The sequence below is a fragment of the Paenibacillus sp. FSL P4-0184 genome (assembly GCF_038004625.1).
Classification (GTDB): Bacteria; Bacillota; Bacilli; order Paenibacillales; family Paenibacillaceae; genus Paenibacillus_AQ.
In genome coordinates this window covers 4500171-4523435 of sequence record NZ_JBBORN010000001.1, presented here as the reverse complement: position 1 = coordinate 4523435, position 23265 = coordinate 4500171, and the positions used below count along the sequence as shown (strand labels likewise).

The following is a 23265-nucleotide window of genomic DNA, read 5'->3' as shown; positions in this document are numbered from 1 at the left end:
AGTGGACACAAAAAAACTGCTCCTAAGAGCAGTTTAAGTGATAGCCTTTTAATCTACCGTACCAATATTGTCCAGGTGCAATGAACTTTGGGAGCTAACGCCCGCTTCCGTACTCAGAGTAGTAAGTGCTTGTTTAAGATCCTCTTTATTCACATACACGTATGGACTCTTCCAAAGAGATTCCACATGTAAGGAATTGATATGATCTGGTTTGAGTTTAGGGAAGCTCAACAACCATTGCTGGAGATCTGCTTGTGGAATATCAGTCTTCACATTTTCACCGATGATGTCCAATACATTCCCCCATTGGGACACGCCTTGGAAATTCCCTAGCTTATCCAGAATCTGCTTAATTACTTGCTGCTGTCGATCATTGCGCTGAAAATCGGAGGATTCAGCCGTTCCTTGATTCGATTTGCGGTAACGCACAAAATCAAGCACATGTTTGCCATCCAGCTTCTGCAAGCCCTTCCTTAAGTCGATGTTCGTCCCGTCTGCCGAATCGATATATTTCATATCCATATCGACATCAATGGTTAGCCCGCCAAGCAAGTCCACCGTCTCCTTCAGCACATCAAAATTCACCACAACCATGTGATCAATTGGCAGACCTAGTAAATTGCTGAAAAACTCTTTTGTATTAGGGATAGCTTCAGTTTTATCTTTTATGTAATGGTAAGCATAATAATAATTAGCTTTGCGAGAGGGCAACGATTTAGGTTTTAGCAACAAATCCCTCGGTATAGATAAGAAACTCGTCGACTTCGTGTCAGGATTGAAGCTGACAAGCATTAGCACATCCGTATTCATTACCCCACCACCACCGTCCCGACTATCTACCCCGGCAAGCAGAAAAATCATAGGTTCAACCGATACCGTCTCCTTTTTTTCCTCTGGGGCAGCGGTTGGCTGGACGTTGACTGGAGCAGCCATGCGCTCTATCGCGTTATCCGTCTTTTTGTATAAATACCCTGCATATACTCCAATTCCGATAATCGTTACGCCTAAGATAAGTCCAATGCTCGTCAGAATTTTACGAGTTGTTGTCCATTTGCCTTTGTTAGTCATAATTCCCTCCACTCAGTTCCAGTAGCTTTTTCAATCCGTGCTTTCATCCTGATGGACTTTCACACTTAGCACTATGCCAATCGCAATCATATTAGTAAGTAACGAGCTACCTCCATAACTAATAAACGGCAAGGATATCCCCGTCAGGGGCAGCAATCCAAGATGCATTCCAAGGTTAACAGAAACTTGAAAGATAATCATGGCGATAAACCCGGTGACAACATATGCCCCTGCACGATCCCTGCTTTCGAGTGCGATAAAGATCATTCGATAGACGAGCAATAAATATAGCATCAGCAAAATGGATGAACCTATAAAACCGTATTTTGCACCGATGACTACATAGATCGAATCGGAATATGCGTATGGAATATATCCTTTTCGCAAAAAAATACCTTCACTACCCGATAATCCTCCGGAGCCAATGGCTATCATTGCGTTTTTGACATGCCAAGATTTATCGGGATCACTCTGCGGGTCCAAAAAAGCCTGAATTCGTGACAATTGATGGGGCTCGACAATCTTGGATAACAAATCGAAGTTGGCATAATAGAGCCATAGTATCGTGCCAATCGAAATGATCACCACACCGAGGATCAAGATCATATATAGAGCACGGATGTTACCTATCCAAAGCATACTAAGCAATATGCCCGCAAAAACGAGCGCTGTACCCAAATCGGGTTGATCCATGATCAAAATAAAAGGAATAAAAAAAACGAAACAAACCGGCACTAAATCTTGAAAAAAGCGAAGCTGCTGTCCTTCTCGTTTACCCAATAGATGAGCAATGAGCAGCACCGTACATATTTTAGCCAGTTCGGAGGGCTGGAGCTGAAAGCTTCCAATACTTAACCAACGCACGGCACCATTGAGGTTTTCCCCAACCAGCTTGACTAGCACAAGTAGACCAATACCTACGCTATAAAAGAGATATGCTAACCAGCCTAATAGAATCTTATAATCTACCAATGCGATGAATAACATGGGTATGCAAAATAAAGCAAATAAATACAACGAACTGATGTAAAGACCATCTAACCGTGTATCCGTAGTCGCGCCATAAATAGCAACAGTACCAATACCAACTAGGCATGTTACGAGAAAAAGTACGGATCTGTCCAGCTTTGCAATTTTGGTGGTGAGAAACATGATACAACCTCTATTTAATTTCTGTATTTTTCTTGTTGTAAAATGAGCATCATAAATAATCCGCCTGAGCACTAATACATCTTGTTTCAAGATGAAGCTGAAGTGTAGCGGATTATAAAGTGGAATGATTATCTCAGATCAAATTTGTCCTGATACGCCTTCTTCGATAACAGCTTTAATTTATCTTCACTCAGCGTATAAATATCCAGTCCGTTCCCCGCCTCGCCCAATGACCAGCCCAGCGCGAGTTCGTTATGGCCATCATCATCGACATCATAAAATCCGGCATAATCCAGACCATACCCAAACCCCTCAACCTCCGAAATCTTTTGCCACGCTTCATTTTCCTGCCTAAGCAGCATTGCTTTTATAGAAGAACCTTTGTTTTTACTGTACTCATATACAACTACAGCTTCGTCGATACCGTCTCCATCCATATCCCCAAAGGAGATAGCATTATCCTCTTGTCCATCCAACGGAGTTATCAATTGAGCTTTGTCGGGAAGCCATTTGATAAATTCCTGGCTCGTTTTGTCTCGCTGCAGGCTTGCTTCTGATGATGGAGGCTTAATGAGCTCTCCTGGTGTCGCCGGCACTCCGCATCCTCCGAGCAATAGTATCGTTGTTAACATAGCACCTATTTTTATGAATTTGCTCGGCATTTGGATCATCGACTCCTCGCTTGTCCGCATATATAGTATTTTATCTGTGAAAGAGATGAAAGTGGTTATGAAATAGTTAAATTTAAGCTTTATTTATATCGGCAAGTCAAATTGGACAATCGTCCCCTTACCTACAATACTGCTTATTCGCAGCTCGCCATGATGCAATGTAATGATCTGTTCCGAGATGGACAGTCCTAAACCGCTGCCTGACGCCTGTTGATCCCCTTTGTAGAATTTTCGCCGCACATTCACTAAATCCGCTTCTGCGATGCCTGACCCAGTATCCTCAACTGTAATTACAACTTTCCCTGGAATCGTATGGGCAGTAATAAGAATTCGACCTGAGGAACTAGTGAATTTGAGCGAATTATCAATGAGATTAATCATGACTTGCTTCACACGATTCTCGTCAGCTTGAATGACAGGCAGATTCTCTTCTATTTTCACTTGAAGCAAGATGCCTTGTCGGGTTGCTCTAGGGGTGAGTTGTCTGCCAATATGCTGCAACAGCTCTGTTAGATCCACAGTCGTGAGGTGAATTGCGATTCTTCCGTAATCCAATTTGGAGAAATCCAATAATTCATCCACCATATGAGTTAACCTGTCACTTTCAGAATCAATGATATCTAGCCCATCATGAAACAGAGCCTGGTTACTCTCCCCACCCGCCTTCAAGGTGATTACCCAGCCTTTGATAGAGGTCAATGGCGTACGAAGTTCATGGGATACGGATGCGATAAAATCATTCTTAAGCTGTTCACTTTTCGATATTCGACTGGCCATCATATTCAATGTATCTGCCAAGGAACCAAGCTCGTCTTGATAACGCTTTTGTACTCTTATGCTGAAATCTCCTTCGGACATTTGGTCTGCTGCCTGTTTCAGATCTTTAATGGATCTGGTTATGGTCCAAGATAGTAATAATCCAAGCAAGGTGACAATACCAATCACGAGCAAACCTACCCCGATCAGCAAAACCGCAATTTGATTAACTGTATGTATCGTTTCCGTTAAGGAGGTAATAAACCTTACTTCTCCAACGATGTTACCTTTGGCTTGTAAAGGATAGGACACCGTAAAAATAGCTTCCTCGGTTACAGGGTCCTCACCCTTCCAACTGCCGGGCTGCCCTTTTATGGCTGCTTGCACATCCATATTATCTGTCATCGTAAAATCGCCTTGGATTCCATTAGAATCCTGCAACAGCCGACCTTCAGCATTAATAATCTGTACCTGTGCATCGGAATGGCTGGCAAAGCCCTTTAACAACCTATTCGATTGTGCCTCTAAATCCTCGTCGCTAAAATATTGCTGATAAAAAGAAGCCGACAGCTCTGCTTGATTCATCAGGGTTTGCTCTATATTATGAAAATAATAATAACGTACAGATAAATTAAGAATAATCTCAAGAATGAGCACAGTAAGACAGATCACTACAAAATAGCTTCCTACTAATCTTTTCTGAATACCCATTCTTCAACCATCCTTTCTAAAGCGGTATCCGAGCCCCCATACAGTCTCAATCCAATGCGGGTTAGAGGCGTCCTCTTCAATCTTCTCTCTTAGCTTACGCACGTGAACATCTACTGTCTTTGGATCACCAATAAAATCCTCACCCCAGACCAGGTTCATTAATTCATTCCTAGATAGTGCTGTATCCGGATGCTCTAAAAAGGTCTTCATCAACTGGAATTCCTTCGGGGTTAGTTCAATAATGTCATCGTGCTTAAACATCTTGTTCGAGTTCAAATCCAGGCGAATCGGTCCAGCTTGAAGGATAGTTTTTTGCGGTTTTAAAGCTGTTTCTGTACGACGCAATATCGCTTTGATCCGTGCCACCAGTTCTAATGGATTAAAAGGTTTCACAATGTAATCGTCGGCACCAATTTCAAGGCCATTGATTTTATCCAGATCTTGTCCTCGTGCTGTTAAAAAAATGATAATTACCCCAGGATCCTGCTCTCTTAGCTTCCGGCAGATCTCAAACCCATTTAAATCCGGCAACATGATGTCCAGTACAATAACATCTGGCCGGTTCGTCTCAAAGCTCTGCAATGCTGCTTCTCCAAAAGCAGCCTCACTAACCACAAACCCATTATTCGTTAAATTGATAGCTATAAACCGTCTAATATTATCGTCATCTTCCACAATAAGTACTTGATTGCGTTCTACAGTGTTCATGCTCTTCACCCCTATAACCCAGTATTCAAACATGCAAAGAAAACAAAAAAACTCTCCCAGTAAAGAGAGAGTCTTGTCTCAGATCCCTGTAATTAAATCACAAGTGGATATTACTCTATATCGCTATGCTTGTCAAAAATCTAATCCAAATACACAGCCTTACCCGTTTGTGCAGATTCATAAATCGCTTCTAATATTTGCGAAACAACATAAGCCTGTTCAGGTGTTACAACCGGGTCTTTATCCTGTTCAATAGCCTCGATCCACTTTCTTAATTCGATGTCAGGTGCACTTTCTGCTTTTCCTTCATAGTAAGCAACGCCGCCTGCACCAAGCTCAATTTTATTGGTGTACAGCTTGCTGAATTTCTCTCCATTAATTCTAAGTCCGTCCTTCATATCTGCGCCTGCTTCAGTCCCGCTCAAGCTGCATTTCGCTTCATGCACATCCAGAGAATTGAGTGCCCAGCTCGCTTCCAGCATAATTGTGGCGCCATTCTCCATTACGACCATCCCAAAGGCTGAGTCCTCTACGGTGAACTTTTTAGGGTCCCAAGGTCCCCAAGCGTTGGCGGCCTCTTCTTTTTGAGACAGTTCGTGATATTTAGTGCCCAGCACGACTTTTGGTTTATAGTTATCCATCATCCACAGCGTTAGATCCAGCGCATGGGTTCCGATATCGATCAGAGGTCCTCCACCTTGCTTCTCTTCATCGAGGAATACTCCCCATGTCGGTACCGCTCTCCGTCTGATGGCATGTGCTTTTGCAAAATAGATATGACCAAGCTCCCCGGACTCACATGCTTTTTTCAAATATAAGCTGTCTTCTCTGTAGCGGTTGTCATATCCAATGGTTAGTTTCTTGCCTGTACGTTTCGCTGCTTCCACCATTCGTTTGGCATCTGCTGCCGTTTTGGCCATTGGTTTTTCGCACATAACATGTTTTCCTGCTTCAAGGGCTGCAATTGAAATTTCTGCATGAGCATCATTCGGCGTAAGCACATGAATAATATCAATCGAATGATCTTTTAATAGTTCTGTGTAATCCGTATATACAGCAGCTTCGCTAGTACCGTATTTCTCCGCTGCTTCTTCAGCACGTTCTTTAATAATGTCACAAAAAGCTACGATCTCCACTTTACTTTGCTTGCTCAAACTTGGAAGATGCTTGCCATTCGCAATTCCACCACATCCAATAATTCCTACGCGAAACACTTTACTCATATCTTTCACCCTCACTTCTAATTAGTTTGTTTTGTATTTCGATAAGTTGCTGGAGTCATGCCTAACCGCTTGCGGAAGACAATATGCAAATATGTAGCATTCGTAAACCCTTCCGTTTGAGCGATTTGTTCGATCGGACAATTGCTTTCTTCAAGCTTACGGCAGACCGCTTTCAACCTTATATCCTCAAGCGCCCTACTGAAAGATTGATCGGCGTTAACTTGTTTAAACACTCGCTGCAGCTGCCTTGAACTAATATTCAGCTTTTCAGCAACATTCTCCAAGGTAACAGCTCCTGAATAATTAGCTTCCATATATTGAATGGCGTATTGGTACCGATAAGTTGACATATCTCTAACAGGTGCTTCTGTTCGAATTCCACCTGCATCATACGCTCTTACTGCCTTTAATAAAATGCTGATTACGAGATGTTTAATGGAAGTGTAATATCCCGTTAGTTTACCTTCACAAGCTTCATAGGCTTCAAGAAAACATTTCATAGCGCTGTGATAATCTTGCGCTGGAACTAGTGGTAGCTGCTTTAGCTTCTGAACACAGGTCTCAGCCTCCGCAACCTCCCAAGGATCAACCTCCTCTCTGATCTTCTCTTTGATGTCCACATGTAGACACAGTTCTTCCATAGAATCATCTGGATCCGCCTCTTGGCGGTGCATGACACCCGGTCCGGTTAAATAAAACATTCCCTCAGACAAGGGGTATTTTAAATCGCCAAGAGTCACTTCTCCCTTTCCTCTTGGAATAAAATGAAATTCGAATTCAGAATGATTATGGAAATCTATGACTCTTCCCGGCGGAAAAGAGGTCAAATGAAATCTAAGAACTGTTATCTCGTAATGTCCCCATTGGATTGAAATATCCAATCTTTCGAGCATATCATGCTTCTCAAACATCATCTCATAGGGAAAGTTACTCAATGTTAAATCCTCCTAACAGGTGGAGACCGGTTAAGCGTCTAGATCTGCTAACCGAATCATACGAGCTTCTTTAGCAGAACGATTCGCCGCCTCCATTAATCTCGTAAGCTCCACAGCAATTTGAACATTCTCGGTGGCGAAAGTATCCTTTTGGATATGATTAACCCACTGATGGAATGCGCTTTCACGATTAGCATGTAGCGCTACTTCTTTCCATCCTTCCTCTTTGTCAGCGGATTTGTTACTTCTAAGAAGAAGCTTATCCTCTGGTGTTCCGTAAAGAAGAGTTCCTTCGGTTCCATGTACCTCGATGGTAAACGGCGAATGACTATTCACGAAACCAGCCTCGACCACACCAATTGCTCCTGAATCCGTAAATAATGTTACCACTGCATTATCTTCTACTTCCTTGCCCGTTACATAACCAAAATTAGCACTTACACCGGTCACATCTTGACCTAAGAAAAGCTTCGTCAAATACATAGGATGACAGCCTAGATCAATCAAAGCTCCGCCACCACATTGTTCCAAGCTATAGAAATGATCGGGAAGCCAGTTTTCTGTAGCCCCATTATGAGATAAGCGAACTCTAACGTAAGTAATCTCTCCGAGCAGTTCTTGACTTAGAACTTCTTGAATCGTTAATGCGTATCCATCATTTAGACGTGGCAAGGATACGGTCAGCTTCACCTCGTTCTCTTCCACTGCGCTTATGATCTCTTCAACTTCTTTATGTGTGGGGGCAATTACTTTTTCCGTAAAAATATGTTTGCCCGCTTTAGCCGCAGCAACAATTACATCTCTGTGCACATTGGTCGGCGCATCCACTATGACGGCATCTATATCCTCTTGCGCAAGCAGGTCATCCAGTGATTCGAAAAAAGGAACATTTAAGCTTTCGGCAGCTTTTTTCCCACGCTCTGCATCTTCATCCCAAACTGCAGCCAATACAGTATCCTCATGTTCTTGAGCTTGCTTCGTATAGTCCCAAGCATGTACATGCCAATAGCTAATCTTACCAATTCTAATCGTCATTTGCTTGTGCCTCCCGTATATATGTTATTCTGACATCTACTAATAAAATATCACAGAACAAAACCCTTTATTAGTAGGAAAATGCGACATCTAATATATAATATTACGACACATTCGTTTCATATGATGTACAATTTCCATTTAATCACTTCTTACATTACACAACCAAACCATATGATCGGAATCGGGTCCCCAATAATCTTTTACTACCTTATAAGGCTCCCCAAATTTACGCTGCCACTTGATTTGTGCGCGTTTATAGCCACTGTCCAAACAAAATTGCTCGATCCCTTGTTCGTTTAATAATTTCATCATTTTCTTAATTAATGCCGAACCAATCCCTTGCCCCTGATAGCTTGGCAACACGTATAAACTCCCCAATTCCCCCAAATGATCCAACTGATGTTGTGCACAGATTTGAATAGTCTCACCACAGGGACCATAGGAAATCGTACCCACAACCTTCCCATTGATTTTAGCGATAAAGAAATAAATATCCGAGTTTGCCTGTTCCAGTGAAGATAGCGCCTTTTGCTTTTTATGATCGGTTTCACTTTGTATATCCTCTAGTAAGTGACCTAATCCTTCTTTGTTAAAGGCATCCGATATTGATTCTTCAAATACCCGGCATGTAGATACATAATCGCCCTCAGTGAGTGTACTAATAGTTAAATGTTTTGTCTCATTCATTATGTTGATCTCCTCTGCAATAATGTACTATAAACAATCAAGTTATGAGGTTTATATTCATAAGACAACTTTTACTGGAGGTCATCATGAATATAATTTCCTTTTTTCTCTATTGCATTGTAGTTACATGTTCACCCGGTCCTGCCAATATTGTTATTCTTTCTTCCGTGCAACATTCAGGGGCTAAGAAAACCATGCGGTATGTATACGGGGCTACGATGGCTTTTGGTCTATTGCTTATCCTTTCTACCTTGATGAATCGTGTTCTGGTGGAGGTCATCCCAAATATCCTGATAATTATGCAAGTCGTCGGAAGTATATATATGCTCTATCTTGCTTATAAAATCTTTAAAATGGGTGCAATGGAAGACAAGCCTAATCCAAATGCCAATTTTCGGTCGGGTTTACTTATGCAGCTTGTGAATCCTAAAGTGCTCTTATTTACTTTAACAGTCATTCCCAGCTATGTAATGCCATTCTATACTTCTTCTCTCACCTTATTTATGTTTGTTATAATTATAACTGTGATCGGATTTTTTGCTTTTACGACATGGGTTGTATTTGGGGCAATCTTCAGAGCATTTCTGCAAAATCACCAAAAAGTTCTAAATACTCTGATGGCACTATTTTTAGTATACTCTGCCATTATGATATCGGGAATCCTATAAGTCGTGGAGGTTAAGAGCGTGGAGAAATTCAACTATAAAAAGTCAGCAGATATCCTAACATTGTCAGCTAGCATGAGTGATTTCACTTATAAAAAACATTGCCATGAGGAATACGCAATCGGTGTCACCTTACGTGGCATTCAGCAATATAACCTTGATGGTAGCTTGCAATCCTCTCATAAAAATGGCGTAATGCTATTTAATCCCGAGCAGACGCATGACGGCAATTCATATGATAAAGCAGGTATTGATTATGTCATGCTATATATCAAGCCAACCTTGATACAAGAGATCCTAGGAAAAAAAGAACTCCGCTTCGCCTCTCCCATCCTATACGATGACAAATTGGCACAGTGCATATTAGCGCTAAGTCATGCCATCCAGAATGGCAAAGAGGAGTCCTTGTGCAATGAGCTGTTGTTAAGCCTGGTTCATCTAGTATCTAATACTGAACTAGTTACAGAGCACAGGATAAATAATAAATTTGTCAAAAAAGCAAAGGAAATGATGTACTGCAGTTTAGAACATGTACTGAAACTAGATGATCTCTGTAAAGAGTTTGGACTTTCCAAATATCAATTTATCCGAGAGTTTAAGACACATACAGGAATATCACCTTATCAATTTTTCTTAAATTGCAAGGTAGAGCATGCCAAGCAGTCCATTGAGAAAACTAAGGATATCTATGCCGCTGTAGTAGATTGTGGATTTGTGGATTTAACTCATTTGAACCGGCATTTTAAAAGCGTGTTTGGCATAACCGCACATGAATACAGGTTACAACTGCATTGAGCAGATGTAACCTGTATTCATCATGATTTATGAAATTTGACCATTCACCATTGTCCAGCACACTTTAAATTCATCATCCAAGAGGACCAGATCAGCATCAAAGCCGGATGTTATTGTCCCCTTTTGTTGAAGTCCAAGAATATTGGCCGGCGTAGTTGAAGCCATCTTTACGGCGTCTATCAATGGAATTCCAGTTTCGACAGTATAACGTAAAGCTTCATTCATAGTCACTGTGCTTGAAGCTAGCGTTCCATCCTTCAGTCTCGCTACCCCCTCGGATACCGTAACATGATGGCCTCCAAACATATAATCCCCATCACCTAATCCCATAGCTTGCAGTGCATCTGTAATCAAGACCATTCCTTCTGGTCCTTTCAAGGTATGCATTAATCGAATAATTGCAGGGTGCAGATGGACGTTGTCCACAATCGCTTGAAGACTTACATGCTTCTCTTCAAAAGCAGCCACAATTACCCCTGGGTCTCGATGATGGATAGGACGCATGCCATTAAAACAATGCGTAACATGACTTGCCCCCGACGCAAAGGCTTGTTTAGCTTCTTCATATGTGGCATCTGAATGAGCGATGGCTATAACTACACCCTTTTCTTTCAAAAAGGAAATGAGCTCCATCCCTCCCGGCAACTCCGGAGCGATTGTAACCATCTTAATGAGTGAACCCGCCTCTTCAAAAATCAGGTTCATTTCCTCTAAGTTGGGGTGGCGTAGAAACTTTTCGTTCTGCATTCCTTTTCGCTTCGGGTTCAAGTAAGGTCCTTCTAAATGAATACCTGCGATCTTAGCGCCCACCTCATGTCCGATCACACGCTTGACACTACGAATCATTTCTAAAAGATCTTCTAGCGTAGAACTCACGGAGGTAGCCAAAAATGAGGTACAGCCAGATGAAGCACAAGCACTTGAGACCTCTTGAATACTCTTTTCCGTACCGTCCATCATATCGAAGCCATTGGCGCCATGAATATGAACATCTATCATCCCGGGTACTAATAAATGGCCACCACCGTCGATCCGTTCATATTGTCCCTCTGGAATCGAAAGATCCTCTGTATCTATCTTTATGATTTTCCCTTCAGAAATCCACACATTAGCCGCTGGGACAATACGATTCTGAAGTGCCACTTGTACATTTTGCAGAATATAAGACATAAATATCCTCCTCTGTTTCGTTATCAGTCTTGCTCTCGAGCCTCTTCAGTTTCTTCTGGACATTCAATTACTGTGATGTTCTTCTGATCTAGAATTTCTCTGATCTCACTTGGGAGTTCCCGATCGGTAATTAAAATGTCAACGAACTCAAAGTCTAGACGGAAAAATGATTTGCCAATAAATTTGGTGTGATCAGCCACTAAGATGACTTGATCTGATCTTCGGGCCATTTCTCTCTTCACCCGCACATCTTCTTCATATGGATAGTAGAGTCCATCAGCACGGATCGCGGATGCTCCAATAAAGGCTTTATCAGCACGGATTTCACTAAGTTTATCGATAATAGAAGGGCCATATAACAGGCGGTTTTTCACATTCAAGTAACCACCAAGAACATAAATTTGCAGATCCTCCCGCTGTGACAAGATCCCTACGTTATCAATCGAGTGCGTGACAACCGTAATATCCTTAGCGCTGATCTGTTCTGCTACAAACTGCACGGTGGTTGATACATCTAAAATCACAGTCTCATGATCTTGGATAAGCTGCGCCGCAGCCTTCCCTATCCTCTGTTTACTCTCAGATTCATCGATCAATCGATCCTGATAAGATAACAATTCTTTTTGTAACTCAGGTAACGATACCCCTCCATGCGTTCGGATCACAACACCTTCTTGTACTAATCTAACAATATCCCTACGTGCGGTATCTCTGGATACATCAAATTGCGTACAGATCTCTTGAACACTCATCGATTGGTGTTGTTTCAAATATTCGAGTATTTTTAACAATCTCTCCTCTTGAAACATCATGTATGCACCTCCTAAAGTCATCATAAGTTATTAAGTAAGTATTTTCAAGTATTAAATAAGTAATTATAAGTATATGTAAGTATTTTGCGCAACTTATCTTCATTGATATTCGCAAAAAAGACGTTAGCCAGATGAATGTACATCCGTTAACGTCCTTCAATTCACTTCATAGTGCGATTCCAACTCTTTTGGATCTTTCGAATAAAAACGATTTGCCCCACGTGATACGCGTTATGTGTTGTCACATTGCCTATTACTTCCCACCACTGACTGCCTTGGAATTCTTGAACATCGGCATCCAATTGTTCCTTTGTAATCAGTTCCTGCCAACATAAAAGAACTTCTAAGAGTTGTTGTTGAAGCTCTTGGAACGTTACTCCTTCTGCAACGACAAAGGTATTATTGTTATCCACTGAAGGAACCGCATGGACACTCTTTTCTTTATACCTTGTATGCCAAGTTTCATTCCAGTAGAGCAGATGCTGCACTATCTCAGCAATACTATTGCTTTCTTCCGTTACTTTCCAAAATGCTTCTTCTTCGCTTAAGTCTTTTACGGCTACCTCAAAGGGCACATACCAACTTGGATCATTCGCATTAGCTAGCAACTGGTTAGCCAGAACATCATATGCATGAAACATTCTTACTTCACCTCATTATTTAGATCATTATCAGCAAATCAAGTGCCGCAGAAGGTTCGATATGGACGTGCTGATTCCTCAGGTAGTGCCGAGTATTCATCCTGTTCAGGGGAATAAGCGTAAGGATTGGAAAGAGCTTTAAGCAATCGCTCCATCACACTGTAATCTTCCTGTTGTACTGCCGCTTGGAGTGCTTCTTCTACCCTGTGGTTCCGCGGAATGATCGCAGGATTACTATTGCGCATTAGCTGCAGCGAAACCTCTTTCGATTGCTGCTGTCTGCTAAGTCTAGCCTGCCATAACTCATGCCACTTCGTAAATTCCGCTGCACCAAACAGAGCGGTTTCTTCCAGCTTCTCTAAAGTTAGGGCACGGAAGGTATTGGTATAGTCTGCCCGATATTTCTGCATCAAATCTAGCAGATCCTCAATTAGCGCTACATCCTCTACCTCTTCGTTGAAGATTCCGAGCTTCGCCCTCATACCTGAGAGCCAGTGATGGTAAGATCGCTCTTTAAAATCTGCAATTTCCTCTTCAGCGAGCTGAATCGCCTGTTCTTGATCATCAGCCAGCAATGGCAGGAGAGTCTCCGCGAATCTCGCGAGATTCCAAGAGGCAATACCCGGTTGATTGCCATAGGCATAACGACCCTGCTGGTCAATGGAACTGAATACCGTTTCTGGATGATACACATCCATGAAGGCGCAAGGACCATAATCAATCGTTTCTCCGCTAAGCGCCATGTTGTCGGTGTTCATTACTCCGTGAATAAATCCTACCAGCTGCCACTTGGCAATTAATTCAGCCTGACGTCCAATCACTTCCCGAAGCAGGAAAAGATAACGATTCTCCTGAGAAATAGCTTCCGGATAATGTCTTTGTAATGTGTAATCTGCCAGAGTACGGACATCCTCAACAGTACCCCACGCTGCAACATATTGAAAGGTGCCCACCCGTAGATGACTTGCAGCAACTCGGGTCAGAATAGCACCAGGCTGCTCTGTTTCTCGAATGATCGTTTCTCCAGTAGTTACCACTGCCAAGCTGCGAGTGGTAGGAATACCCAAACCATGCATGGCTTCGCTGATGATATATTCACGAAGCATCGGTCCAAGTCCGGCTCTGCCATCGCCACCACGAGAATATGGTGTTCTTCCCGCGCCCTTAAGCTGAATGTCTACGCGTTCACCTTGGGGTGTGATCTGCTCACCAATCAGCGCAGCTCGGCCGTCACCTAACATGGTAAAATGTCCGAATTGATGTCCAGCATATGCTTGAGCAAGCGTTACAGTACCTTCAGGGACTTCATTGCCTGCAAGATTCTGAACACCATCCTTACTATGTAGTGTTGTGCTATTCAGCCCTAAGGCAGTAGCCAATGGTTCATTTAAAATAACTAACTCCGGCTTACGCACAGGAGTTGGTTTGATCCTTGTAAACATGGATTCCGGCAGATGAGCATAACTGTTCTCAAAGTTCCATCCTATATCTATCTTCTCCGTCATAATATCTCCTTTTTATACCATCAGTCTATGCCTTTATGATCTCAGAATAAGTTATGTTAAAATTTAATGCAAATCTTCGCAATAACAAATACCCTTACTGAATAGATAAAAAGACCGCCCAGTCTCCTGCCATTCATGTAGGGAACCAGACGGTCTTAAATTATGATGTTCTAACCTGTTATTACCTTAAAGGAAACTAATTCGCTCCGCCTTTGGAGAGCATGATATTTAAGATGGTCTTGTCAGTATCCGCCAGACCTTCCTGAACCAGCCGCTCCATGTTGCGGATAGTGTCTTCCACCTCTTCGAAAATAACTCCATCCTTGGTTGTAGGAGCAATATTGTTCATCGCCAGTGTGGCTGCCTGAATCGCCGTATTGGTGGAGGTAGATATCTTCAACGCACAGGTTGAATTTGCACCGTCGCAAATCATGCCTGATAAAGAGGCTATCGTATTCTGTATCCCATGCTTGATCTGCTCAAGAGTGCCGTCCATGAGATAAATGATCCCGCTATTCGCTCCAACTCCACCTGCAATTCCTGAACCACATAAAGGCGACAACCGCCCAATATAATGCTTGATATGCACAGTGACCAGATTACTTAGTGCAAGCGCCCGAGCTAGCGTCTCTTCATCCTTGCCAAGTAATTCCGCCAAAGATATAACAGGAAGCGTACAGGCGATGCCTTGATTACCGCTGCCCGCTGTTGTCATCACAGGCATTGCACTGCCATCCATACGAGCATCTGAAGCCGCAGCAGTAGCCGCTATTATTTTGTTCGCTACATCATTGCCGAACAAATTCACAGCAGATTGCTGATTCATCTTCTTCCCTACTTGCAACCCATAATCGCCTCGGAGTCCCTCTTCGGAAATCGCTTTGTTCATCCGAGCGCCTTCCAAGAGGAAGCTAAGGTCAGAAAATGGAGCCGTAGTTATAAACTCGAATATCCGATCTACAGAGCCTTCGTAAGCTTCAGTATCAGAAAGTCCAGGCTTGCCACAATCTGCTTTAGACTTCTTAGGTGTCACTTTTTTCCCGTCCAGAGCCAGATATTCTATATTAGTGTGTTCTTTAGCAAGGATGGCAGTCGCTGTATGATTCTCTGTCTTCACCTGTGCTTCAATATATAATTTCTCAGGAGTGTCCATTATCTCCACTTTTAGCAGCTTTCGATCAAGCAGGTCATTTGCCAGCTTTAGCTCATCCTGAGTCAGGCCTGATAGGATTTCCAGCTCCTTGTGCGAACGTCCGACCACCGCACCAAGGGCTGCTGCGATAGGCAGACCTGTCTGGCCTGTCCCAGGGATACCCACTCCCATTGCATTTTTAATAATATTACCACTGAGATGCAGCTGAATCCCCGTTATTTCTTCCTCGAGAAGCTCTGCCGCCAAGGAGACGGCATACGCAACTGCGATCGGCTCTGTGCAGCCTTCTGCCGGTACGACTTCCTTGTGCAAAATTTCCAATAAGTTGCCCATGTATGCTTTTCCCCCTTCTCTCTCCCACTTGGAGTCATTTCTATATAGTAACGCAGAGTGAAGTTTCAGGGAATCCTTTTTCCTTTTTCTTCTCTAGAAGCTTCTGCTAGATCAACATCTTACATGCTTGCGTTTAAAACCTAGCCGAGCTTTGTCGACTGCTTTTTGAATATTTGCGTACGCGTGAATCAATTTACTCTTTGCCTTATTCTTATCAACTTCAATTGGCCCTACAGTTCTTGCAGTTTCACTGGCCTTATCATGAAGTGGCAAATAAGATACGGCCACTGTGTACATGAAGTTATTCATTGCGTATTGGGTACGTTCTGGAGAATCATAAATCGTATTTTCCACCATCTCAAGCATACCAGCAAGCTTGCTTTCGGAAAACTCAACATCCGGCCGACTGCCAAGCAGCCAGCAGTAACAGCTCCAGCCCGCTGACATTCTCAGCTCTTCACCACTCGCGATCCATTTATCGGCAACTTGTTGTGCAATATCCGCTTCTGCCAAGGTTACTGCCACTACAAAGTCGGACAGCATATAAAAATAAGCCGCATCCATCCATCGGTCATAATCCGCTTCCGTCATTGCATTGGGATCAGCAATGATGCCGGCAAAATACATGGCATCATAGTTCCCTGTCGCGTAAAGTTCCTCAGCCAATGGCTGATTTATTTTGGTTTTCTTGAAGATTGGCTTCATTGCTCCGGTAGCCACGCCAAATAACGGTTCCTTTGCTCCATTAGACATATATATTTTCTTGGTTCGTTCCTTGCCAAGCGCTTCCAGCTCCTGCATGACCATTTCTAAATCCACTATTTAACACTTCCTTTTTCAATGTTCTTTCCCAAGCTATCTTAGGTTTGTACTAGTTAAAGAAAGTGTACTGTATGGGTTTCCTTGTCGCAAGTTAAGTTTCCTAAGGAATCCTTATGGGTGCGCAAAGAACCACCTATATTATTAGGTGGTTATTACCTCAACCTTTTACAGAACCGATTGTAGTCCCAGCAACGATCTTTCTGGACACAAGAAGATAAAGTATAAACGTGGGCAAAAACACCAGAAGTGATGCAGCAAAAATACCCGAGTAATTACCAGTATTCGTATATCCTACTACGATGGATTGAAGAGCTAATGCTATTGGATGTCGATTCAATGAATAAAATAACGAAAACAATGGAATCGAGATTAGTAGCCCCGGAACAGATAATGCCGAGATAAACATTAAATCAACTAACCGTTTCCCACTAAACTGAATTCGTCCCAAGTCGCAGGTGCTTTTGTTATACCTGCTTTCTCATACACATCTTTGTTATAGAAAGAGAGTACAGCATACGGTTGCTGCGGAACCGTATAAATACCTTCTTCCAGACCGTACTTCGTGGATAAGGATTGTATTACATATCATAGTTAAATTCGTTTCCGCAATTCTTATGACATTATACTTGCGAGATTTCTTATTTTCCGGTGAGCGGATACAAGAAAGCAACGGAGGAAGCAGGCTTGGAGTGTGATTACGACCATTCGTCAGCCTGCCTACGAGATGGGGATGCAAGCCGCCAAAATCATGCTGTCCTTGCATCGAGGACAAGGGGACCGGCGTGCCGATTACATACCGCTTTGTTCCAGCTTTGCAGCAAGGACAATCTGTTAAAACGGTATGAGGTCTCCGTCTACGCGAATGCGGACGGTCCGAAATCTGCTAATGTTTGCGAAAAAAACCTTTCTACACGTGCCCTTTCATCCGCTTGTACTGCAATCTTGCAAAGCCGGATTTGGATGGTCGTACGATTTGTCAGGCCTAATCATCGCTACAGTTGGCTCTTTAGCTCCCACATCGTCGAACAAGCGCTTGGGCAACGGCTCGCACTGTGCCCGCCTGCAGCAAACCTCGGCCAGCACCGTACAGCGCATGCATAATGAGGCACTTCCGAAGCGAAAGAAACCAACAAAACACAACTGTCTTGAATTTTGAACTTCATTAGCCATTACAAAGGCAAGAACCTATACAAGTAATTCCGCATATGCTGCATCATCTAAAAAATTATCGTTTACTTAGGTAATAGCCGTATTCAAGTGGACGAGAGTATATGGCTCTTCGGGATATAGGAAGTTCATCATAAAGGCTCTTTTGTGGCATACCGTTAACTTCAATGATCCAAATATGTCCTTCCAAGTCAATGACCAAATCTACACTAACCTCACATAGATGGATGCCGGAATCCAACTCAAGGATCTCTGCTGTTCGTAAACTTAAGTTATAGATAGTATTCATCATATGCCTAACGGATTTTGCCGGGTATAGCTTCTTCAACACAACCATCGTTAGGCAGGCTCTTTCGTATATGCTTGTATTGAAACAGCCTGCGTATGATACTCGACTGATAACATTAGTAGTGGACCAAAGACCATTTTTATTTTTTTGTACAAGCACCCTGATATCAAAAGTGCGGTTGTTAAGATTATTGGTAAATATCCCCTTCTGAATTAAATGGGGGACTTGACCTACAAACCGTTCGGATTCGGTAAGTAACTGACTTATAGATCCTACGATAATGCTGGGCATAACATAGTGGTTAGAAATATGCAGTTCTCCAGTATCACGCTGTTCGATTCGATAAACGCCTTTTCCCATATGGCCGCGGCAGGGCTTCAAAAAAACCAATTTATGAAGGTGAATCATTTGTTCCAAGTTATCGTTACTGTAAGGCAATGTATCGGGGACATGTGGACTTAGCCAACGATTTATAGCCTGATGAATCTCCAACTTGTCAAATTGGTTAATTTGATTGAAACACTTGTTCCTTCCAATAATCTGCTCCAACCGTTCAATAGTCTCCATCTCTGAATTGTAACAACGGTTATAAATCACCTTCGGAAATGAAAAGCTACCCGTTTCCCACTTCATATTACGAAGATGAAGGCCTCTAATACGTCTATGCTCCCAATCAATATCAGTTGGGGAAAAACTGAACATCCTTAATTTTGAAAAATGATGATTCTTCATGTAATTTTTTAAAGTCACCTTCCGTTGCCTGGCGTTAGTAACCATAATACCTAGCGTTTCAACATTCTTCATCTTGATCCCCTTTCTGCATGAAATGGTTTCCTTGATGTAGAATATGTGAATTCAGCTAATATGCATGGGACATCAACATAGTAGGCAATATTATCAAGTCATTTGACTACTGACACACATCTATTTTTACGGAATACATTGTAGGCAGGGTGAGATATACCCACTATTCAAAGGAGTGTGTGTTATGGGAAGATTACCAGGACCACCAGGACCACCAGGGCCACAAGGACCACAAGGTCCTGCAGGAGTGCAAGGACCACAAGGTCCTTCAGGAGTGCAAGGACCCATTGGGCCTACAGGAAAGCAGGGACCTCCAGGACCGCAAGGTGCCGCAGGACCGCAAGGTGCCATTGGGGCCACAGGACCGCAAGGACCCGCAGGGGTGCAAGGCCCTATTGGACCTACAGGACCACAAGGCCCGGCTGGAACGCCAGGATCGCAAGGTGCCGCAGGACCGCAAGGACCCGCAGGACCGCAAGGTGCCATTGGGGCCACAGGACCGCAAGGACCCGCAGGGGTGCAAGGCCCTATTGGACCTACAGGACCACAAGGCCCGGCTGGAACGCCAGGACTCTTTATTGAATTTGCTTGTGCTGAGTTCGCTGGAATCGTTCTTACCACTGCTGCCCCAGTAGCCGATTTGGCCACAGTTAATATAACTGTAGATAAACCCGGAAACATTGTCTGGCTTACCGCCTATGCCACGTGGACTCCGTCTGCTGCTAGTCCTACCATTTCATTTACTATCCTTCGGGATGGCGTGACTCTATTGTGTACAGCAAGTGACACTCCCGTATCTGCCAACAGCCCGATTACAACGGCACTGACATGCTGTGATATGGGACCTCCTGTTGGGCAACATAGTTACACCTTAAGAGCAACAGGAACGATTCCTGGAGAAGGTAATATTACCATTACAATTAACGAAGGAACATTAACAGCGACTGAGATTAATACCTGATTTTTAGTTCGATAAAGAGAGCAGGTGGTCGGAACCGTCAGCTCTCTTTTTAATATATTTATAGACTTTGAACAAATAATATCTCCTGAGTCCGCCCAAGGTTACAAAAGGGCGCAGCATTCGGCTGTTTAATCTGCCCGAACCCAAAAAAAAGATACCGTTCACAGTTACTATGGAACGGTATCTTTTTTTCAATAGAAATAGCCATGACATTACTTACTACGCTTTCCGATTCATAAACTTCTCAAAGCTCCCCGCATTCAAGACAAATGATTTTAAAACCATAGCATTTCACTTCATTAATACCCTTAATTTAATCATTTACGTACACTAAAGTTAGATTCATATCGTTAAACCTCCTAATAACAGATAATCTGAAGTAGGTATTCAACGGTGTTGAATTTAGCCCTTTCATTAGTACAGGGTCTCGCATGATATAGGAATCTCTCCCTCGTCCCCCTAATATAGTTTAGGAAGAGGGGCGGGATGCACATGGGTACCAAAAATGATCAAGAGCAAAGGGCTATCTTTCTAGCTGCTATCTGCGGACAGACCTATGCGCAGTTCTCAAATAAAGATGGTTCGTTCATCGTTCCATTAGGTTATCAGATCGTGGATACGATTGAAGCAAGATCCATCAGCGAGGTGTGGGAACGCTTTGGATTTATTTTGGAATCTCCAAAAGAGATTATCGTTGCCTTCCGAGGAACCAGCTCCACAACTGATTGGATGTCAAACGTTATGGCCTCACAAGAGAGATTCAATTACATTAAAGAAGATACCCTTACCCACCGCGGTTTCACGAATATCTACTCATCAGCGCGCGATGGAATTATCTCTACAGTCGCTAAGTTATCTCCCGATAAGACCTTATACATTACTGGTCACAGTCTTGGCGGAGCACTCGCCACTTTATGTGCTATTGATCTTGCGGCCAACACCTCACACCTCTCACCTATTCTGTTCACCTATGGCTCACCACGTGTAGGCGATCCTAACTTCGTTAATGCTTTTAAACAATACGTCCGCAAGAGTTACCGTTATGCGAATCTTTTTGATGTTGTTACCTACGCGCCTCCACATGTATACAGGCTACCTAAACGGGAAACGAAGTACTATTACAGTCATGTCCACACTTTTTTATCACTGTCATTTCAGAATGGATCGGCAAGTGGTAATCATATGATCAGCTACTATTTCACAGAGCTATCCAAGCTTCAACCACACTACTCCGAGGAACTTTGTCTAACGAAACCAGGATTCTGTCCAGTTGTAAATAACCCCATCATAAGCGCATCAATTCCACCAACTGCACCTCATGCGGAGACAACTTACTAATTAACGAATAGGTGCTCGTTATTTCGATTTGTTCAAAGGTCAGTTGCGGGCAGCTCGCTTGCTTCAAATAATTAAGGGTGTCAGCATCTATAGGATGAGGCGCCCCCATTCATACCCACAGGTCGAAAACGCTTCAATTTTGTCTGTTAATTGTATGTCTTTTGATCGTATACGAGCCTGGTTGAATATCTGTAAGCTCCAACGTCTAATTATAGTTGTGTATCCCAATAGCCACAAAACGGATCCACAGGATTAACTCTTTACGCGTTCTTTAGTGTTCGCAAACATGTTTAGAAACAACAGCAGTGCAATGCTTGAGAACAAGATCATGGTGACCAGGAAACTCTTTGCTTGATCGCCACCACCAAAAGCTTTCACAAGCGGCATCGTTCCAGCACTAACTGTAACAACCCCAATCACGGCGAATATCATACGAACCGTATTGATGACTGTACGTTCATTAGAATTACTAGTCAGACTTGGCAGGATTGCAGACAGTGGTAGATTAATACCGGAATACATAATACCGAGCACGGTGTACGAAATGTATGCGTATACAAGTTTGCCCGTATCACCAAAATCCGACGTCAAAATCATAAGAACTGCAGTCAAACTGAAAGGAACAGCAAGCCAAAGAAAATAGGGTCTGCATTTCCCCCCACTTTGTTTGCGTGCGGTCAATCATGACACCAATGAACGGCTCAACGATCGCGTCGATTACCCGTGCAACAAGAAATACCACAGCTACCGCACCTGGGTTCAGACCAAACACATCCGTATAGAAGTACATGAGGTAAAGTGTTGTTATCTGGAATATCAGATTTGACGCGGTATCCTTTAGCCCATAACTAATTCGCTCTCTCCATGGCATTTGATTTTCATTCATACTACCATCTCACCTGCGCCGCATTTTGTTAACGCTTTCTTAATCGCATTGAACTGAAGCTGATTCATTTAAACTGTCCGTATTTTAACGAAAATAGGGGGCATTTTTATCTTTTAACAGAGCGGTAGCGTTAGGCTGACTATTAGGATACAGATCAACCTTAAAGAGCTTACAGAACAGCAGCATACAAAATGCTCCAAATAATACATCCGTTGCAAAATGATCTCCCATAATGACGCGGCTAGTCGAGGTGCTGATTCCCCACACTACCGCACAGACAAGCATGATATTGCGCCATTTATTAGCGAAAGGCATAAACATCATCCACAGCATCCACAGCATCATAGTCCAGCCATTGGCAGAGTGAACCGAAGGAAAGGATTTGTATGCTTCCGTTGTGACGTCGTTCTCTTGAATACCTTCGGGGAGAAACCAGCTTGTAAATAGAGAATAATCGCCCTCCATATTACGAAAACGCATCCTAGCAAAAAAAGCCTAATCCCCTGTGCACGCTGACAGGAGATTAGGCTTTATGGTACAAACGATTAGAAAAGGAAATAAACTAACACCACACCTTCAACTAACAAAATCAGTGAAACGATATGTTGTTTCGTATGCTTTATAAATTTCCAATCAATAAATGACTGAAATCCTAGGGAAATAATTATGAATACAATCCAAAACCACTTCATTCCCATCCCCTGTACGCCATCAGCTATCATTATGACAATTACCGAAATTAATCCAATAAGTCCGAGTATTAATTTACCTTTTATATTTAGCTCATTACCGTCGTCAGAAAGTTTTTCTTTATCCGGGCCAACAATCCATATCCTTAAAAAATAACCAGAAAAAGCAATAATTAATAATAAAAATGGAATGATCAATCCTGATGCCCTCCTTCTAAGAAGTTATTCATATTTATTTCTTATCATTAGTTCTTTGATTTCTCTTAACTCATTTAATATTTCTTTT

General features: G+C 42.7%; 26 protein-coding genes. 5 read left to right on the top strand and 21 right to left on the bottom strand.

Annotated features, from left to right (window positions below):
- Positions 1-48: 48 nt before the first annotated feature.
- From MKY52_RS19890 to MKY52_RS19850, 9 genes are all read right to left on the bottom strand, one after another.
- A complete protein-coding gene (locus tag MKY52_RS19890; RefSeq protein ID WP_341052977.1) occupies positions 49-1068 on the bottom strand; it encodes an LCP family protein in 1020 nt (339 codons plus the stop codon).
- A gap of 30 nt (positions 1069-1098) precedes the next feature.
- Complete coding sequence (locus MKY52_RS19885; RefSeq protein WP_341052975.1) at positions 1099-2220, bottom strand: FtsW/RodA/SpoVE family cell cycle protein; 1122 nt, start codon at positions 2218-2220, stop codon at positions 1099-1101.
- A gap of 128 nt (positions 2221-2348) precedes the next feature.
- Positions 2349-2882: a hypothetical protein gene (locus MKY52_RS19880; RefSeq protein WP_341052972.1), complete on the bottom strand. Its 534-nt coding sequence runs from the start codon at positions 2880-2882 to the stop codon at positions 2349-2351.
- A gap of 93 nt (positions 2883-2975) precedes the next feature.
- Complete coding sequence (locus MKY52_RS19875; protein ID WP_341052971.1) at positions 2976-4358, bottom strand: sensor histidine kinase; 1383 nt, start codon at positions 4356-4358, stop codon at positions 2976-2978.
- A 3-nt stretch (positions 4359-4361) separates the two neighbouring features.
- A complete protein-coding gene (locus MKY52_RS19870) occupies positions 4362-5066 on the bottom strand; it encodes a response regulator transcription factor (protein WP_341052968.1) in 705 nt (234 codons plus the stop codon).
- A 140-nt stretch (positions 5067-5206) separates the two neighbouring features.
- A complete protein-coding gene (locus MKY52_RS19865; protein WP_149646976.1) occupies positions 5207-6289 on the bottom strand; it encodes a Gfo/Idh/MocA family protein in 1083 nt (360 codons plus the stop codon).
- A 17-nt stretch (positions 6290-6306) separates the two neighbouring features.
- Positions 6307-7224, bottom strand: coding sequence for a helix-turn-helix domain-containing protein (locus MKY52_RS19860; protein ID WP_231573306.1), 918 nt, complete (start codon positions 7222-7224; stop codon positions 6307-6309).
- Positions 7225-7254: 30 nt separating this feature from the next.
- Positions 7255-8259 carry a Gfo/Idh/MocA family protein gene (locus MKY52_RS19855; protein WP_076286539.1) on the bottom strand — a complete coding sequence of 335 codons (1005 nt, stop codon included), beginning with the start codon at positions 8257-8259 and terminating at the stop codon, positions 7255-7257.
- Between the two features lie 141 nt (positions 8260-8400).
- Positions 8401-8949: a GNAT family N-acetyltransferase gene (locus MKY52_RS19850; RefSeq protein WP_341052965.1), complete on the bottom strand. Its 549-nt coding sequence runs from the start codon at positions 8947-8949 to the stop codon at positions 8401-8403.
- 86 nt (positions 8950-9035) lie between these two features.
- On the opposite strand from MKY52_RS19850, the gene MKY52_RS19845 reads away from it, so the two are divergent.
- Positions 9036-9617: a LysE family translocator gene (locus tag MKY52_RS19845; protein WP_341052964.1), complete on the top strand. Its 582-nt coding sequence runs from the start codon at positions 9036-9038 to the stop codon at positions 9615-9617.
- A gap of 18 nt (positions 9618-9635) precedes the next feature.
- On the top strand, positions 9636-10409 hold the full coding sequence (locus tag MKY52_RS19840; protein ID WP_341052963.1) for an AraC family transcriptional regulator: 774 nt from the start codon (positions 9636-9638) through the stop codon (positions 10407-10409).
- Positions 10410-10436: 27 nt separating this feature from the next.
- Here the strand turns inward: MKY52_RS19840 and nagA are convergent, their stop codons facing one another.
- The 7 genes from nagA to MKY52_RS30390 all read right to left on the bottom strand — a co-directional run bounded on the left by nagA (position 10437) and on the right by MKY52_RS30390 (position 17397).
- On the bottom strand, positions 10437-11579 hold the full coding sequence (gene nagA / locus MKY52_RS19835; protein WP_341052962.1) for an N-acetylglucosamine-6-phosphate deacetylase: 1143 nt from the start codon (positions 11577-11579) through the stop codon (positions 10437-10439).
- A 23-nt stretch (positions 11580-11602) separates the two neighbouring features.
- Positions 11603-12388 (bottom strand): DeoR/GlpR family DNA-binding transcription regulator, encoded by a 786-nt coding sequence (locus tag MKY52_RS19830; protein WP_081382852.1) that lies wholly within the window; start codon positions 12386-12388, stop codon positions 11603-11605.
- Between the two features lie 164 nt (positions 12389-12552).
- The gene (locus tag MKY52_RS19825; protein WP_341052961.1) at positions 12553-13032 is read right to left on the bottom strand and encodes a DinB family protein; all 480 of its coding nucleotides are present in this window, start codon (positions 13030-13032) and stop codon (positions 12553-12555) included.
- Between the two features lie 38 nt (positions 13033-13070).
- The gene (locus MKY52_RS19820) at positions 13071-14537 is read right to left on the bottom strand and encodes a protein adenylyltransferase SelO (protein ID WP_341052959.1); all 1467 of its coding nucleotides are present in this window, start codon (positions 14535-14537) and stop codon (positions 13071-13073) included.
- A 196-nt stretch (positions 14538-14733) separates the two neighbouring features.
- The gene (locus MKY52_RS19815; protein ID WP_076299336.1) at positions 14734-16023 is read right to left on the bottom strand and encodes an L-cysteine desulfidase family protein; all 1290 of its coding nucleotides are present in this window, start codon (positions 16021-16023) and stop codon (positions 14734-14736) included.
- Between the two features lie 111 nt (positions 16024-16134).
- Positions 16135-16842: a DNA alkylation repair protein gene (locus MKY52_RS19810; RefSeq protein WP_341052958.1), complete on the bottom strand. Its 708-nt coding sequence runs from the start codon at positions 16840-16842 to the stop codon at positions 16135-16137.
- 417 nt (positions 16843-17259) lie between these two features.
- Positions 17260-17397 carry an extracellular solute-binding protein gene (locus MKY52_RS30390; RefSeq protein ID WP_445671025.1) on the bottom strand — a complete coding sequence of 46 codons (138 nt, stop codon included), beginning with the start codon at positions 17395-17397 and terminating at the stop codon, positions 17260-17262.
- Positions 17398-17536: 139 nt separating this feature from the next.
- Here MKY52_RS30390 and MKY52_RS19805 point away from each other — a divergent pair, with 139 nt between their 5' ends.
- Positions 17537-17680 carry a hypothetical protein gene (locus MKY52_RS19805; RefSeq protein ID WP_341052957.1) on the top strand — a complete coding sequence of 48 codons (144 nt, stop codon included), beginning with the start codon at positions 17537-17539 and terminating at the stop codon, positions 17678-17680.
- A gap of 390 nt (positions 17681-18070) precedes the next feature.
- Here the strand turns inward: MKY52_RS19805 and MKY52_RS19800 are convergent, their stop codons facing one another.
- Positions 18071-19105 carry a YheC/YheD family protein gene (locus MKY52_RS19800; protein ID WP_341052956.1) on the bottom strand — a complete coding sequence of 345 codons (1035 nt, stop codon included), beginning with the start codon at positions 19103-19105 and terminating at the stop codon, positions 18071-18073.
- 184 nt (positions 19106-19289) lie between these two features.
- On the opposite strand from MKY52_RS19800, the gene MKY52_RS19795 reads away from it, so the two are divergent.
- Both MKY52_RS19795 and MKY52_RS19790 read left to right on the top strand, forming a co-directional pair.
- A complete protein-coding gene (locus MKY52_RS19795) occupies positions 19290-20066 on the top strand; it encodes a hypothetical protein (RefSeq protein WP_341052954.1) in 777 nt (258 codons plus the stop codon).
- A gap of 492 nt (positions 20067-20558) precedes the next feature.
- Positions 20559-21404, top strand: a complete 846-nt coding sequence (locus MKY52_RS19790) for a lipase family protein (protein WP_341052952.1) — start codon at positions 20559-20561, stop codon at positions 21402-21404.
- 252 nt (positions 21405-21656) lie between these two features.
- Here MKY52_RS19790 and MKY52_RS19785 read toward each other — a convergent pair whose 3' ends face one another.
- The 4 genes from MKY52_RS19785 to MKY52_RS19770 form a co-directional block, all read right to left on the bottom strand.
- Positions 21657-22001 (bottom strand): MFS transporter, encoded by a 345-nt coding sequence (locus tag MKY52_RS19785; RefSeq protein WP_341052951.1) that lies wholly within the window; start codon positions 21999-22001, stop codon positions 21657-21659.
- Complete coding sequence (locus MKY52_RS19780; protein WP_341052949.1) at positions 21976-22290, bottom strand: MFS transporter; 315 nt, start codon at positions 22288-22290, stop codon at positions 21976-21978. The genes MKY52_RS19785 and MKY52_RS19780 overlap by 26 nt, the downstream gene beginning before the upstream one ends.
- A gap of 84 nt (positions 22291-22374) precedes the next feature.
- Positions 22375-22755, bottom strand: a complete 381-nt coding sequence (locus MKY52_RS19775) for a phosphatase PAP2 family protein (protein ID WP_341052947.1) — start codon at positions 22753-22755, stop codon at positions 22375-22377.
- Positions 22756-22835: 80 nt separating this feature from the next.
- Positions 22836-23177 (bottom strand): DUF4181 domain-containing protein, encoded by a 342-nt coding sequence (locus MKY52_RS19770; protein ID WP_341052945.1) that lies wholly within the window; start codon positions 23175-23177, stop codon positions 22836-22838.
- Positions 23178-23265: the final 88 nt, after the last annotated feature.

Excerpts from the sequence above, each read along its gene's own strand:
- MKY52_RS19890 (WP_341052977.1), bottom strand. The coding sequence starts at position 1,068 with ATGACTAACAAAGGCAAATGGACAACAACTCGTAAAATTCTGACGAGC.
- MKY52_RS19885 (WP_341052975.1), bottom strand. The coding sequence starts at position 2,220 with ATGTTTCTCACCACCAAAATTGCAAAGCTGGACAGATCCGTACTTTTT.
- MKY52_RS19880 (WP_341052972.1), bottom strand. The coding sequence starts at position 2,882 with ATGCCGAGCAAATTCATAAAAATAGGTGCTATGTTAACAACGATACTA.
- MKY52_RS19875 (WP_341052971.1), bottom strand. The coding sequence starts at position 4,358 with ATGGGTATTCAGAAAAGATTAGTAGGAAGCTATTTTGTAGTGATCTGT.
- MKY52_RS19870 (WP_341052968.1), bottom strand. The coding sequence starts at position 5,066 with ATGAACACTGTAGAACGCAATCAAGTACTTATTGTGGAAGATGACGAT.
- MKY52_RS19865 (WP_149646976.1), bottom strand. The coding sequence starts at position 6,289 with ATGAGTAAAGTGTTTCGCGTAGGAATTATTGGATGTGGTGGAATTGCG.
- MKY52_RS19855 (WP_076286539.1), bottom strand. The coding sequence starts at position 8,259 with ATGACGATTAGAATTGGTAAGATTAGCTATTGGCATGTACATGCTTGG.
- MKY52_RS19850 (WP_341052965.1), bottom strand. The coding sequence starts at position 8,949 with ATGAATGAGACAAAACATTTAACTATTAGTACACTCACTGAGGGCGAT.
- MKY52_RS19845 (WP_341052964.1), top strand. The coding sequence starts at position 9,036 with ATGAATATAATTTCCTTTTTTCTCTATTGCATTGTAGTTACATGTTCA.
- nagA (WP_341052962.1), bottom strand. The coding sequence starts at position 11,579 with ATGTCTTATATTCTGCAAAATGTACAAGTGGCACTTCAGAATCGTATT.
- MKY52_RS19830 (WP_081382852.1), bottom strand. The coding sequence starts at position 12,388 with ATGTTTCAAGAGGAGAGATTGTTAAAAATACTCGAATATTTGAAACAA.
- MKY52_RS19825 (WP_341052961.1), bottom strand. The coding sequence starts at position 13,032 with ATGTTTCATGCATATGATGTTCTGGCTAACCAGTTGCTAGCTAATGCG.
- MKY52_RS19820 (WP_341052959.1), bottom strand. The coding sequence starts at position 14,537 with ATGACGGAGAAGATAGATATAGGATGGAACTTTGAGAACAGTTATGCT.
- MKY52_RS19815 (WP_076299336.1), bottom strand. The coding sequence starts at position 16,023 with ATGGGCAACTTATTGGAAATTTTGCACAAGGAAGTCGTACCGGCAGAA.
- MKY52_RS19800 (WP_341052956.1), bottom strand. The coding sequence starts at position 19,105 with ATGAAGAATGTTGAAACGCTAGGTATTATGGTTACTAACGCCAGGCAA.
- MKY52_RS19795 (WP_341052954.1), top strand. The coding sequence starts at position 19,290 with ATGGGAAGATTACCAGGACCACCAGGACCACCAGGGCCACAAGGACCA.
- MKY52_RS19790 (WP_341052952.1), top strand. The coding sequence starts at position 20,559 with ATGGGTACCAAAAATGATCAAGAGCAAAGGGCTATCTTTCTAGCTGCT.
- MKY52_RS19785 (WP_341052951.1), bottom strand. The coding sequence starts at position 22,001 with ATGATTTTGACGTCGGATTTTGGTGATACGGGCAAACTTGTATACGCA.
- MKY52_RS19780 (WP_341052949.1), bottom strand. The coding sequence starts at position 22,290 with ATGAATGAAAATCAAATGCCATGGAGAGAGCGAATTAGTTATGGGCTA.
- MKY52_RS19775 (WP_341052947.1), bottom strand. The coding sequence starts at position 22,755 with ATGGAGGGCGATTATTCTCTATTTACAAGCTGGTTTCTCCCCGAAGGT.